We start from the raw sequence: 13,068 nt of genomic DNA on the forward strand, positions 1-13,068 counted from the left end.
AGACTTTTTTTACTTGAGGCTTTATAATGAGTACGATTGTGTATTTTTTTTCACGTAATCATTTTATTATTTTATTTTCATATATTTTACTTAAAGAAAAGGGGAGAAATTTATCATGGCTAAAACAGAGATTGTTGTAGTCGGTGCTGGATATTCAGGGATAGCAGCTACAAAAATGTTATCTAAGAAGCTGAAGAAAAATAGCGACATCCATATCACTTTAATCGATCGTCATTCATACCAAACAATGATGACTGAGTTACACGAAGTTGCAGGTGGGCGTGTTGAACCTGAAGCAATCCAATATGACTTACAAAGATTATTCTGTAAAAGAAAAAATGTTAGCATCGTCACTGACTCAGTGGTTAACGTTGACAAAGAAAACAAAGTTGTAAAAACAGAACAAGGCACTTATTCATTTGATTATTTAGTTCTAGCTATGGGTGGAGAACCTAACGACTTTGGAACACCTGGTGTTAAAGAACATGGTTTCACTTTATGGTCAATGGATGACGCAATCAAAATCCGTGAACATATCGAAAAAACAGTTACTTTAGCTGCTATGGAACCAGATGCAGAAAAACGCAAAGCAATGTTAAACTTTGTTGTCTGTGGTTCTGGATTCACAGGAATCGAAATGGTCGGAGAATTAATCGACTGGAAAGCAATTATTGCTAAGAAAAACAAACTTGATCCAAGCGAAATTAACTTAATGGTCGTTGAAGCAGCTCCTACAATCTTAAACATGTTAGATCGTAATGACGCTGGTAAAGCTGAAAAATATTTAAATAAAAAAGGTGTTAAAATCTTAAAAGATACACCAATCGTTGAAGTAGCTGATGATCACATTGTTCTTAAATCTGGTGAAACAATTCCAACTCATACTTTAATCTGGACTGCTGGTGTTAAAGCTAACAGTGACGCTGAAGAATTTGAAATGGAATCAGCTCGTGCTGCTCGTTTAGTAGCTAACGAATTCATGCAAGCTAAAGGTTATGAAGATAAAGGAATCTACGTAATCGGAGATTTAGTTTACTTTGAAGAAAAAGAAAACATGCCAACACCTCAAATTGTTCAGGCCGCTGAACAAACTGGTCATTGTGCAGCAAAAAATATTTTAGCAGAAATCAATGGAACTGAAAAAGAAGCTTACAAAGGTAAATATGACGGTTTCATGGTTTCAATTGGTTCTAAATACGCTGTAGCTTGTGTCTTTGATAAGATTCACATGAGTGGATTCTTCGCAATGTTAATGAAACATATCATTAACTTACGTTACTTCTTTGATATTCGCTCAGGTTACTATATGTTCCAATACATTATGCACGAATTCTTCAGAATTGGTGATCAACGAAATGTCATGCGTGGACATACATCTCGTAATAGTAACGTTTTATGGTCTGTTCCTCTACGTGTTTTCTATGGTTCAGTTTGGTTAGTTGAATCAATGAAAAAAATAGTTGGTAATGGTAAAGTTTTACAACCAGGTACTTGGTTTGGTGAAGGTTCATGGTTTACAGATAACGTTGTCTTCCCATTCCCTTGGTTGCAACAAGCAGCTGATGCAACAAGTGGTGCAAGTGAAGCAGCTGAAGCGACAACTGCAGCAAGTGGTGCAGCCGACGCAGCAGCTGGAGCCGTTGCTGATCCTACATTTGGTTTAAGCTATGCTTACGGTGAAGAACCTATGACAGTCTTTAAATCTATGCCTAAATGGTTCTCTTCTCTTATGGAATTTATTATGCCTAACCAAGACGTTGCTTTATTCATGCAAAAATTCATGACAATTGTTGAAGTTTTAATTGCCTTAGCGATTATTGCTGGTTTATTTACATGGTTAGCTAATGCAGCTACTATTGTTTTAGTTGTTATGTTCTGTCTATCAGGTATGTTCTACTGGGTTAACATTTGGTTCTTATTTGTAGCCTTTGCACTGATGAATGGTTCAGGACGCGCCTTTGGTTTAGATAAATGGGTGATTCCTTGGATTCAGAAAACTGCTGGCAAGTGGTGGTATGGTGATGTTAAATCACGATACGGTGAGAGTGCTTAACTAATAAACTAAAAGTTCTAGAAGAAACCTCTTCTAGAACTTTCTTTTATATTGCTTTCCTTTTTAATTGATAGTATTCTCACTATATGATAGGAGATTTCAATGAATAAAAATAAAAAATTAATCTATATAGCCTTACTTGTCGCCCAAGGAGTTATTATTGGATTACTCGAAAATATGATTCCATTTCCATTTGCTTTTGCTCCTGGTGCTAAACTTGGATTAGCTAATTTGATTACCATCATCGCCATTTTTACGATGCCTGTAAAGGACAGTTTTCTCTTAGTTATTCTTAGATTATTTCTAACAACTCTACTAGGTGGAACTGTTTCGACTTTACTTTATAGTGCAGCCGGTGCTATTCTTAGCTACCTTGGGATGCTTTTATTGAAACAACTTGGACCAAATAAAATTAGTACCATTGGTATTAGTGCTTTTGGTGGCTTTTTACATAATGTCGGCCAATTAGTCGTCGCCAGTTGGATTGCAAGGTCGTGGAATGTTATGCTCTATTTACCTGTCCTCTCCTGGATTGGTATTCTAGCAGGAATCGCTATTGGCATTGCAGCTAATTATGTCATGGAACATGTCAAAACAATTCAAGAATTCAAATTAGATTACGAATAATCAATAGCCCTTTTAAAGGAGGTTACCCATGCAAATTCATTCCATGTGGGATGATTATCCTACATTAAAAAAAGATTTAGCTAAAACCTTAGATTTAATGTCTTCCTCAATTGATTTACCTAATAAAGAAATTGAGCAAACTATTATTGAGTTGTTTCACTCTGGTGGAAAACTTCTAAGACCAGCCTATCTTCTTTTATTCTCAGCTTTTGGAAAAAATACAGATAAAAAGAAAAGCATTGCTCTTGCAGCTGCTATGGAAACACTTCATACAGCAACTCTTATTCACGATGATATCATTGATGAAGCTGAGGTAAGACGTGGTGTCACTACTCTTCAAACTAAATTCGATAAAGATGTCGCTGTTTATTCTGGTGATTATTTATTCATTGTTTGTTTTAAATTATTAGCTAAATACACAGACTCTTTAAGAAGTATCAAACTAAACACAGCTAGTATGGAAAAAGTTCTTCTTGGAGAACTGGGACAAATGAATACTCGTTATCGTATCGATATTACAGTTGATGAGTATATTCAAAATATATCTGGAAAAACAGCTGAACTATTTGCTTTAAGTTGTTTTCTAGGCTGCTATGAAAATGGTGGTTCAACTAAATTAGCTTCTAATTGCCGTGAAATCGGTAAATCAATTGGATTAGCTTTTCAAATTGTTGATGATATTTTAGATTACTCTCAAACAGAAGAAACAATTGGTAAACCTGTTTTAGAAGATGTCAAACAAGGTGTTTATAGCCTACCTCTCATTTGTGCTTTAGAAGAAAACAAAGCTTTCTTTGAACCGATTTTAATAAAAAAAGATCAAATGACAGATGAAGATACTCGAGTTATTCATGAAGGTGTTATTACTTATGGTGGTGTAGAAAAAGCCTATCAATTAGCTGATCACTATACACAAACAGCTTTAGATTTAATTCAACAGCTACCGAATAATAAAGCTAATACGAAACAAACAATTTTTGATATTACTAAACAAATTTTAACTCGTGAAAATTAAAAAGTTTTTAGAATGCCTATTCGGGTTCTAAAAACTTTTTTTATTATAAAAATGAAGTTAACCAATTATTACCACTAATTCCTGTTAAAGACATTGGTTTTTCTGACACGCTGCCACTAACAACTCCATCATTTAATGGAATAAACGAAGCTTTTGGAAAATAAAATTGACAGCCTTTTTGATAGGCGGAGTCCCCTATAATAATATCATACGATCGTTTTTCTGCTGCAAGTTCCTCAATTGTTGAGAAACCAACTGCTTTATCTTGGTAAAAGTATGCTAAATTTTCAGTTGGCAAGTAAGTTCTACTAGTAACTGATTGACACTCAAATTCTAATTGAAGCATCTTCTCTAGTCCTTCATTAATAGATGGGCGACCTAGTAAAAGAACGTGTTTATTTTGTAAGGTTCTTTCGATATCCCGTACTTCTTCATCCCTATCGATTAATTGAATATCACAAAACGGAGTCAATTGTTCGATACATCTCTCAAATCCTAACCTACCAATTGGTAAATCAACTATATAAGGCATTTGATAATTTTTTTGTAACCACTTAGCTAAGTCCAATCCTTCTTCACTCACTACCCAATTAACTTGTCCTGCTAGTATGCTAGAGAAAGCATCTCTAAGGTTCCCCTCAATAACATTTAATTCATAGTTATTCCATGCTAACTTTTCTTTTAACTCATCAATATTAATAATATTTCCTAAAGTTAGTTTCGTAAAACCAATTAAATTAATCTGATTTTTAGGTGTTCTTTCTTTTGTTTCATTTTCCAAGAAGTAATTACCAGCATCCATTAGTCCTTTTGAAATACCAATAGCAGCCTCTTCAAATCCTTCTGTTATAAATGGAAGGACAGAAATATCTTCCATCTTAAGCGATTCTGACAACTCTTCATAATCACCATGAACAAAATGATTTAAAGGAGAGCCCATCAAACAAACATCCTCTTTACCATCATGATGCTCACAAATAAAACTAAGAATGTCTGATGTCCCACCAAGGGATAAGTCAATGTCTGAAAAATGCGTATAATAAAAATTAGATTGTTTAGCAAGTAAAGAATTGTCAGCAAAAGAATCCGTACAACTACCAGGTGTGTAGAGAACTCGTAAACAATTCCAATCCTCAATTAAAGAAGCAACTCCAGCAATATCACTCGCTAAAACAGGTAATTTAAAAATTTCTTTCTCAGATTCAACATGTTTTCTTGGCTTTTTGTCCGCCAATATATTGGCTATCTCTTTTATCTCTTCTTTACTATTATGCTGACATTTAGCTATTGGTCCTCGCCAAATTTGAAAAAAAGGAAGCGAATAAGTTGCTTCCAACTCAAGCACCATCGAATCATAGTCTGTTTGAATAATATAATCCGAACAACCTGCAAATAAAACAATTCCTTTAATATCTGGTAGTAGCACTGCCTGCTCTACAGTTTTTTCTAACTTACTGTAAATATCTCCCGTTAAATAATCTGTCTGATCTAACTGGCATAAAAAGACGTGATCCAAAATATCTAGCTCACCTTCTTGAAAATAAAAAGTACGCAAGCAAGAAGCTGGACCAATACAGATAATAGAAACATCTTCCAATTCTAATAAACAATCAGTCACACTTTTAGTTTCTTTTCGACAACTAACTGGCATTTTTTTTTGCTTTAACTCAACCATGTATTAGGCCCTCTTCTTCTACTAATGTTTCTCGCCATTCATACAACTCATCTTCATCAAAGGGTGTGATCATTAAATCTTTTACAGGTTGTTTAATAGCCTCACAAATTGTTTCAAATTCTTTTGTTGCAAGTGATTCTGGGTATTCTTCGACAACTGTTTTTTGTTGATAATCTGCTCGTTTTAAAAAGTTTGAATCATGAATAACTCCTGTACATTTTGCATGAACTTTTCCTAAATAATTAGAAACGATTTTTTCATCCATCTCATCTTGATAACGATTTAAGATAATACCACCCATCGTCTCACCCGTTTTATCAAAATGAATCAAACTTTTCATAATATTATTGGCTGCATAAAGAGACATAAAATCTGATGAAGAAACTATGTAAATTTCTTCTGCATAGGCTTTTCTCATTGGTAATGAAAAACCACCACAAACAACATCACCTAAGACGTCATAAACAATGAAATCCCATTCTTCTTCAAAAACACCTAAACGTGTCAACTCTTTCATCATAGTTGTAATGCCAATCCCTGCACAGCCAACTCCAGCAGTTGGGCCTCCTGCTTCCACACATTGCGTTCCATAAACACCATCAAAGACTAAATCTTCTCTTTTAATCTCTCTACCTTTTGCTTTAATTTGTTGTAAAATAGTAGGTATTCTTTTTCCTACCAAAGTTCTTACTGAATCAGCTTTTGGATCACATCCAATATGTAAAACTCGGTATCCCTGTTTAGCTAATGTTGCTGAAACATTACTTGCTACAGTTGATTTACCAATACCACCTTTACCATAAAATGCAATTTTTTTAGTCATTATTCTTACCTCCCATATACACACAAATTTGATGATTTAACTCTGGTACTTCTTTAAGACTTAAATCACATTGGTACAATTCATTTAACATTTTTTCATTAATAACATCTTTAGCTTCTCCAAATGTAAAACGGCCGGATGCCTCCAAAATACCTGTTTTATCATCTAAAATTAAAGCATGATCTGGATTATGCGTTGTCATAATGACTGCATAACCTTGTTTTTTTAATTCTTTTATTTTTTCTACTGTTTTATATTGATTGCCAACATCTAAGTGGGCCGTTGGTTCATCTAATAGAATAATTGAAGGGGTTTGAATAAGTGTTCTTATAATCGCTACTCGTTGCCTTTGTCCACCACTTAAATCAGCATAAGAATGATTGGCAAATTGACTTAATCCAAATTCTTCTAACAACTGATCTACTTTTTCATAATCTTCTTTTCTTGGTTGACTAAACATCCCTAAATAAGGGGCTTTTCCCATTACAACATAGTCTCTCACTGAATAAGAAAAAACAGATAATAATTGCTGTTGAACATATCCCATCTCTTGAGCGACCTCTTTTGGATTCATTCGATGAATTTCTGCGTCATTAATTTTTACCGTTCCACTAACAGGAGTTAACAGATTGACTAGGCAATTTAACAACGTCGATTTACCTGCTCCATTTGGTCCTAAAATGACTAAACTTTCACCACTATGAAGGTCAAAATTAACATTAGAAAAGGTAGGAGCTGATTTAGGATAGGCAAAAGATAAATTCTTTACTTCTAATTTCACACTAATCGCGTCCTTTGCTTTAATAATAATAAGACATAGAATGGAGCTCCTATTAATCCTGTCAAAATACTTAATGGTAATTCTGCAGAAGTTAAAACTCTTGCTAAAGTATCAACTACAATCATAAAGATGGCACCAAGTAAACAAGCTACTGGGAGTAATCTACGATTATCATCTCCTATAATCATTCGTCCTAAATGAGGTATAACTAACCCTACCCAACCAACTGTTCCACTAATTGAGACAGAAGACGCTGTTAAAAGTGTTGCCCCTAGAATAGCCAATGTTCTTACGCGAGTCACATTGATTCCAAGTGTTTTTGCCTCTATAACTCCTAATGACAAAATATTAATTTGCCAACTAAGAGCTAATAACAAAACAGTTGCAAATAAAATCACAGGAAAAATCCTAACTAAGTCTGTCATTGAAACTTTTGCAATACTTCCCATTTGCCAATAAGTGATTTCTGCTAGCTCCGTTTCAGCATCAGCCATGTATTTAATCATTCCTAAAATTGCTGTCATTAATCCACCTACAATAACACCTGATAAAACTAAAATAATCATCGTATTATTACGAACAAGTTTAGGAATAAACATTGCTAACCAAACAGCAACTAATCCACCTAAAAAGGCAGTTAATTGAACAAGTTGGCTACCAACACCTAGTAGAATACCTGCTGCTGCTCCAACACATGCTCCCGCTGAAACACCTAGCATATCAGGAGATACCAAAGGATTTCTAAAAATCCCTTGGTAAACTGCTCCTGACAAAGCTAAACTACTACCTATTAAAATAGCAGCTAAAATTCTTGGCAGCCTTAAAGTAAAAATAACACTTTCTTCCATTCCTGAAAGACTCTGATCCAGCATTTTTCCTTTAATTAAGAAAACCCGTATAACATCTTGTGGACTAATCCAATAGCGTCCAATGCATAAAGCAAGCAAAGCTGTAACACCCAGTAATAAAGTCATGACTAAAATCAACCATTTCACATTCCATTTGTTTATGTTGTTCATGTCTTCTTACCTCTTATTTACTTTCTTTATTCGCCTCACGATTTGTTATAAAATCCATATCATCAGCTGATAAATTGTAATCAAAGAAATCTTTGTAGAATATTTTAACTTCTTTTTCAAAGTCCGCATCAGAGAAAATTTCTGGTTGAATTTTAGATGCCATGTAACGAACCATTAATGGTGTTTCAACTCCAGCAACATCCCAACGATAGATTCCTTTTGGTGTTTTATAAACTTGTTTTTTCTGAACTGCTGAAATTTTACTCCAGTCCTTACCTTCCATCTTATTATCATATAAATCACTTGGTTTAGATTCATCAAAATTAGTTAAGAAAATAATATCAGGATTCCATTTATAAATTTGTTCCATATTTAATTCCACATTACCTTTTCCAACTAAATCATGAGCCACATTTTCGCCACCTGCTAATTCAATGACTGTATCATTAACATACACACTAAAAGATTGTAATTGTAAGGTCTCGCCTCTCATAAATAAAACTTTAACTTTATCAGCCTCTTTAACTTTATCTTCTTTAGATAATAAATATTCATGTGCTTCATCATAGTTTTTATTAATTTCATCTGAACGTTTTTCTTTTCCTAGTAACTGACCAACAGTTGAAAACCCTGCTTTTAAATTATCAATCGTATCACTGTTAATCATAACTGGAGCAATTCCCAATTTTTCAAGTTGCTCTCTTTCTTTTGTTTGACTATCCCATAAAAGAGCTACATCCGGTTTAACATTAGCTATTTCTTCCATATTGATACCGCCATTATTATCAATGTAAGACGTATCTATTTCTCCCATCTTAGGTTCCATCTTAGGTAAAATCGAAATATCATAAGCTTGTTTTGTTCCTTCTCTTGCACCCATAATATGATCTGCAGACCCATCAACAGCATAAACAATAGCTGACCATGGAAGAGGTGTAATGGCCATTCCATTTATTTTTTTAGGAACCTCAACCTTGTTTCCAGCAATATCTTCTACTATATGAGTCTCTTCTTTCTTCGTTTCCTTAGTCTTAGTACTATCTTGAGTTGAACCACAACCACCTAATAATAGCGCAGTACTTAATGCCATTCCCATGAATAATTTTGTTTTACTTGTCATTAAAAAAACTCCTTTATCTTTTTTTATAAACAAAAAAACCAAGGAAACCTAATAAACAGTTTCCTTGGTTTTTCTTTACATGAATTAATTAATTAATACACCATAAAAAAACCACCTAATGAATCCGTTAGGTAAGCCTATAAAAAAAGGTTGATGTATCCTGACTCAAGTTCATCGTAAATAATCTTACTTCCCAGTTTTATCCAGTGTATTAAACGATTACGTACTCCCTCTTACAGTGGCGGTCACCGTGTTGGTTTTTAACCAACTTCCAATCAACCAATCTTTCAATAGCCTCATTGTAGCACCGATGAGAACCGCTTTCATTAGAGATTGATTAGTATTTCACTTCACATTATCTTTGATCAACACTTCTCTTAATCATCTTGTTATCTTATCTAATGATCAAATTTTAATCAGATAGTTACACCTTGCATTCATGCTCTAAGCCCGATATAATCGGATAGACACACAAATTTGTGCAAAATAAAAAAAGTGAGGGATTACATGATTACTGTATCAAACGTTAGTCTGCAATTTCCAGATAAAAAATTATTCGAAGATGTAGATATTAAATTCACACCAGGAAATTGTTATGGGTTGATTGGCGCAAACGGAGCTGGAAAATCAACTTTCTTAAAAATCTTATCAGGAGAATTAGACCCTTCAACAGGAAGCGTCACACTAGGTCCAGATGAACGTTTAGCAACTTTAAAACAAAATCATTTTGACTATGAAGAATACACTGTTTTAAACACTGTTATTATGGGACATAAACGCCTTTATGAAGTGATGCAAGAAAAAGATGCTATTTATATGAAAGCTGATTTTTCAGATGAAGATGGCATTAAAGCAGCTGAACTTGAAGGTGAATTTGCTGAATTAAATGGATGGGAAGCAGAACCTGAAGCTTCAAGCCTTTTACAAGGATTAAACATTCCAGAAAGTCTACATGATTTAAAAATGTCAGAACTAACAGCTGGACAAAAAGTAAAAGTTTTACTAGCGCAAGCTCTTTTTGGTCAACCTGATGTCTTATTACTAGATGAGCCGACTAACGGATTAGATCGTGACTCTATTGCCTGGTTAGAAGAGTTCTTAATCAACTCAGAAAATACGATTATTACTGTATCCCATGACCGTCACTTTTTAAATAAAGTATGTACTCACATGGCAGACTTAGACTTTGGAAAGATTAAATTATTCGTAGGTAACTATGATTTCTGGTTAGAATCAAGCCAATTAGCAGCTAGACTTCAATCAGATCAAAATGCTAAAAAAGAAGAAAAAGTAAAAGAATTACAAGAATTTATTGCTAGATTTAGTGCGAATGCTTCTAAATCTAAACAAGCAACATCACGTAAAAAAATGTTAGATAAAATTGAATTAGATGATATTCAACCTTCATCAAGACGTTACCCATTCGTTGGCTTTAAAGCTGAACGTGAAATCGGAAACGACTTATTACAAGTAGAAAATATTTCTAAAACAATTGATGGTAAGAAAATATTAGACAATGTTTCCTTTACACTAAGAAAAGATGATAAAGCAGCCTTTATTGCAAAAGATGACATCACAACAACTGTTCTTTTCAAAATCATTATGGGTGACATGGAACCTGATTCAGGAACTGTTCGTTGGGGTGTGACAACAAGCCAAGCTTACCTACCAAAAGATACTTCTGATGAGTTTGATACAGATCAATCAATTGTTGATTGGTTACGTCAATATGCATCAAAAGAAGAATCTGATAATACTTTCTTACGTAGTTTCTTAGGACGTATGTTATTCTCTGGAGAAGATGTGCTGAAATCAGTTAACGTTCTTTCAGGGGGAGAAAAAGTTCGTTGTATGCTATCTAAATTAATGCTTTCAAAAGCTAACGTCTTAGTTTTAGATGATCCTACAAATCACTTGGACTTAGAATCAATCACTGCATTAAACGATGGCTTAATTGCTTTTAACGGCTCTATTTTATTTGCTTCTCATGACCACCAATTTATTCAAACAACAGCAAATAGAATCATTGCTGTATCTGATAATGGTGTTGTTGACCGTGCGGAGACAACTTATGATGAATTTTTAGAAAATGAAACAGTCAAAGAACAATTAGCAAAAATCTTTTAATATAATAAAAAGCTGACTCACTTTACTTGAGTCAGCTTTTTTTATTTGTATATTGCCCAATAACGAATGGCTTCTTGCTTTAAAAACTCTTCTTTAAATTCTTTAACTGTATGACTTTTTTTCTTCGTATCACTTGGATTATTTAACCAAAACGTATTTGTTTCCTCGTTGTACCCAGATAATACCATAATATGACCTATCTCAGTAAAATAGCCTGGTTTTACAGAAATAATAACAGGATGACCTTTCATTAAATGAGCTTTTACAAGCTCCATGTTATCTTCTAAATCAGCAAACAGATAATTATGCTCTTCTGCATACATACCGAAGATACTCCATGATGTTCCTTGATCTTTAGAAAAGAATCGATTGCCTGACCATTTTAAAATATCTAAAGGTGTTTCTTCTTTTTTGTCTAAATAAGAGGAAACCATTGCTAACGAGGCTATTGCGCATCCGTTAATCTCCAATGTATTTTGAATAGGATCCCCATCTTCTACCCCATAATAAGTATCTTTCCAACGTTTATCTGTTTGTAAAACTAATGGTATCTCCATTCGATTTTTAAATTGATTAGCACTTATTTTATCATTTACTTCCTCTAAATAAGTCTTTTTAACTACTTTTTTCTTAGCTAACTCTTGTTTTTTCTGCTGCTCTAGAGCAACTTCTGCTTGTTTAGCTAAACAATCGTTTATATACATTGAAAAAAAGCCAAAGACTATCGTTAAGATGCCCAAGGAAAGTAACCAAACCGGAGTCTTCTTCTTCATAAAATTCCCCCTGACTCATCTTAGTTTTTACCCTAGTTCCCATTATGCCAAAGTTTGATCTCTTTTCATACTGTAATCTCTTATTTTTAGTTAATAAAAAAACCGCAATAATTTGCGATTTTTTATTTATCAATACCAAAAGAAAAGACAGCAATTGCCCCGTAACCTGTATGACTTGAAATCGTTGGTCCCATTGGCAATAATTCAACATCTTTCACATTCAATTTTTTAAGAATCAACTCTTTCACATAATTACCTGCTTCTAAATCTCCTGCGTAGGCAATTAATAAAGTTTGACTTTCTTCATTTATAATCGTGCGTTTAGTCTCGTCGACAATTTTTTCTAATGCCTTTTTTCGACCTCTAACTTTCCCCACACTAATTAATCTTCCTGCTTCATCTATATGAATAATCGGTTTAATTTTTACTAAACTTCCTATTGTAGCTGATGTTTTGGATATTCTTCCTCCACGCTCTAAATGATTCAAATCATTAACCGTTACCCAAGAATGGACTTTATTAATAGTGCTATCTAACCAGGCTATGACTTCTTCTAAGCTTTTGCCTTGATCTCTTTGGTTAATAATTTCTTTTATTAAGAGACCTTCACTTAAACAAGCTGCTTTAGAGTCAACAATTGTAACAGGTAATTTTCCATTCTCTTCTTCTAACATATTTAATGCAGAAAGAGCATTATTAAATGAGCCACTCAAATTAGATGAAAAAGCTAAATAAAGTAACGGCTCCTCACTACTAACATATTTTTTAAATACATCAGAATAAGTACCAATATTTATTTGAGAAGTACTAGGCATAGCACCTTCTTTTAGCTGTTCCATAAACCAGTTATAATCAAATGTTTTTCCTAAATCATCTACATATTCTTTATTATTCAAATTAATAATCATGCTAACTAATTGAATATCATTTTTTTCGATATAATCATAAGGTAAATCGCAACATGAATCTACCAACAAATCAAATTGTCTTTTCATTTTATTACCTCCTCCTTTCATCTTACTATCATTTATAAAAAAAAAGAAGAAGTTTTTTAA

General features: G+C 33.5%; 11 protein-coding genes and 1 riboswitch. Of the genes, 4 read left to right on the top strand and 7 right to left on the bottom strand.

Going from position 1 to position 13,068, the window contains the following annotated elements; translation table 11 throughout:
- Positions 1-115 precede the first annotated feature (115 nt).
- From H9L18_RS00630 to H9L18_RS00640, 3 genes are all read left to right on the top strand, one after another.
- Positions 116-2,053, top strand: coding sequence for an NAD(P)/FAD-dependent oxidoreductase (locus tag H9L18_RS00630; RefSeq protein WP_126795866.1), 1,938 nt, complete (start codon positions 116-118; stop codon positions 2,051-2,053).
- A 102-nt stretch (positions 2,054-2,155) separates the two neighbouring features.
- Entirely contained in the window at positions 2,156-2,680 is a 525-nt protein-coding gene (locus tag H9L18_RS00635) for a Gx transporter family protein (protein WP_126795864.1), read from the top strand.
- A gap of 28 nt (positions 2,681-2,708) precedes the next feature.
- Positions 2,709-3,695, top strand: a complete 987-nt coding sequence (locus H9L18_RS00640; RefSeq protein WP_126795862.1) for a polyprenyl synthetase family protein — start codon at positions 2,709-2,711, stop codon at positions 3,693-3,695.
- Positions 3,696-3,738: 43 nt separating this feature from the next.
- Here H9L18_RS00640 and H9L18_RS00645 read toward each other — a convergent pair whose 3' ends face one another.
- The 5 genes from H9L18_RS00645 to H9L18_RS00665 are packed head-to-tail and all read right to left on the bottom strand — an operon-like array spanning position 3,739 to position 9,113.
- The gene (locus H9L18_RS00645) at positions 3,739-5,370 is read right to left on the bottom strand and encodes a nitrogenase component 1 (RefSeq protein WP_126795860.1); all 1,632 of its coding nucleotides are present in this window, start codon (positions 5,368-5,370) and stop codon (positions 3,739-3,741) included.
- Positions 5,363-6,193, bottom strand: coding sequence for a nitrogenase iron protein NifH (locus tag H9L18_RS00650; protein WP_126795858.1), 831 nt, complete (start codon positions 6,191-6,193; stop codon positions 5,363-5,365). The genes H9L18_RS00645 and H9L18_RS00650 overlap by 8 nt, the downstream gene beginning before the upstream one ends.
- A complete protein-coding gene (locus H9L18_RS00655) occupies positions 6,186-6,974 on the bottom strand; it encodes an ABC transporter ATP-binding protein (protein ID WP_126795856.1) in 789 nt (262 codons plus the stop codon). Before H9L18_RS00655 ends, H9L18_RS00650 begins: the two co-directional genes overlap by 8 nt.
- Entirely contained in the window at positions 6,971-7,993 is a 1,023-nt protein-coding gene (locus H9L18_RS00660) for a FecCD family ABC transporter permease (RefSeq protein WP_126795855.1), read from the bottom strand. The genes H9L18_RS00655 and H9L18_RS00660 overlap by 4 nt, the downstream gene beginning before the upstream one ends.
- 13 nt (positions 7,994-8,006) lie before the next feature.
- Positions 8,007-9,113 (bottom strand): ABC transporter substrate-binding protein, encoded by a 1,107-nt coding sequence (locus H9L18_RS00665; protein ID WP_126795853.1) that lies wholly within the window; start codon positions 9,111-9,113, stop codon positions 8,007-8,009.
- Between the two features lie 131 nt (positions 9,114-9,244).
- Positions 9,245-9,450: riboswitch (cobalamin riboswitch) on the bottom strand.
- A 170-nt stretch (positions 9,451-9,620) separates the two neighbouring features.
- Between H9L18_RS00665 and H9L18_RS00670 the strand changes: the two genes are divergently transcribed.
- On the top strand, positions 9,621-11,240 hold the full coding sequence (locus H9L18_RS00670) for an ABC-F family ATP-binding cassette domain-containing protein (RefSeq protein WP_126795851.1): 1,620 nt from the start codon (positions 9,621-9,623) through the stop codon (positions 11,238-11,240).
- A gap of 41 nt (positions 11,241-11,281) precedes the next feature.
- Here H9L18_RS00670 and H9L18_RS00675 read toward each other — a convergent pair whose 3' ends face one another.
- Entirely contained in the window at positions 11,282-12,013 is a 732-nt protein-coding gene (locus tag H9L18_RS00675) for a C39 family peptidase (RefSeq protein WP_126795849.1), read from the bottom strand.
- A 122-nt stretch (positions 12,014-12,135) separates the two neighbouring features.
- Positions 12,136-13,008: a DegV family protein gene (locus H9L18_RS00680; RefSeq protein WP_126795847.1), complete on the bottom strand. Its 873-nt coding sequence runs from the start codon at positions 13,006-13,008 to the stop codon at positions 12,136-12,138.
- Positions 13,009-13,068: the final 60 nt, after the last annotated feature.

The organism is Vagococcus carniphilus (genome assembly GCF_014397115.1).
GTDB lineage: Bacteria > Bacillota > Bacilli > Lactobacillales > Vagococcaceae > Vagococcus > Vagococcus carniphilus.